At 47.3% G+C, this 1,181-nt stretch carries 1 protein-coding gene and 1 pseudogene; both read left to right on the forward strand.

Annotated elements, in window-relative coordinates; all coding sequences use genetic code 11:
* Positions 1-328: pseudogene (locus R7Q47_RS25480) on the forward strand (SAM-dependent methyltransferase); the annotation flags it as partial.
* Between the two features lie 8 nt (positions 329-336).
* The coding region (locus R7Q47_RS25485; protein WP_318090146.1) for an NAD(P)/FAD-dependent oxidoreductase at positions 337-1,181 on the forward strand (845 nt) is incomplete at its 3' end.

Genomic DNA, 1,181 nt, shown 5'->3' on the forward strand with positions numbered 1-1,181 from the left:
TCATGCCGATATTTGGTGGATGAGCCAGTTCTTAGATTGTTTCTCTCCAATTGAAATTTTAAATATTTTGAAGAAAGTGAAGGCGCAGTTGAGCGCGGGCGATACCGTTTACGTTCTCGAACTGTTTTGGGATGCGCAGAAATATGCGGGTGCGTCATACAGCTTAAATGCCACCTCGCTTTACTTTACCTGCCTAGCCAATGGTAATAGCCGTTTCTACCGTAGTGATGATTTCCTAGAAATTGTTGAAGCAGCAGGTCTCTCTGTTGTGGAAAGAACGGACAACATTGGCCTCGGACATACCTTATTAAAACTCCAAGCAAGCTAGTATAAAGAATGAAAACAGAGCACAAGCAAGTTGTCGTCGTTGGCGCAGGTCCTTCGGGTTCCACCGTTTCTGCGTTGCTAAAATCCCGTGGTATTGATGTTGTCGTGATCGAAAAAGCGACGTTCCCTCGTTTCTCAATTGGCGAAAGCTTACTTCCAGCTTGTATGGAGGTGGTTGAACTTGCCGGAATGACAGAGGCGGTGAAGCAGCATGGCTTCCAATTCAAAGATGGTGCGGCGTTCCGTCGTAACGGGGTCTACACCCACTTTGATTTCACCGACAAATTTACCGCAGGGCCAGGCACCACATTTCAGGTTCAACGCGCCAGTTTTGATAAAGTGCTCGCTGACAGCGCCTCAGAACAGGGCGTCGATATTCGTTATCAACATGAGCTGGTTAGCTTGGCGTTTGAAGGCAAAAAATCGCGCTTAGAAGTGGTTGGGCCCGATAAGCAGGCGTATCAAATCGAAGCCGATTTTGTTTTGGATGCGAGTGGTTTTGGCCGAGTGCTGCCGCGTTTGCTGGATCTGGAAGAACCTTCTTGCCTTCCACCAAGAAAAGCGATCTTTACGCATATTGAAGATCATATTTCACCACAAGAACCAGAGTACGATCGCAACAAAATTCTGATTTCAGTCCATCCTGAAAATCACGACGTATGGTACTGGCTAATTCCATTCTCGAATGGTACGTGTTCGTTTGGTGTGGTGGGTGAGCCTGAGTTTTTCGAGCAATACCCAGAAGATAAGCTTGCAGCTTTGCAGCAGTTGGCTAATGAAGAGCCGGGTTTGGCGTCTTTATTGCGAAACGCGAAGTACCCAAATCCCGTAGGTGAGTTGGGTGGCTATTCAGC

The sequence above is a fragment of the Vibrio sp. Vb0349 genome (assembly GCF_033338975.1).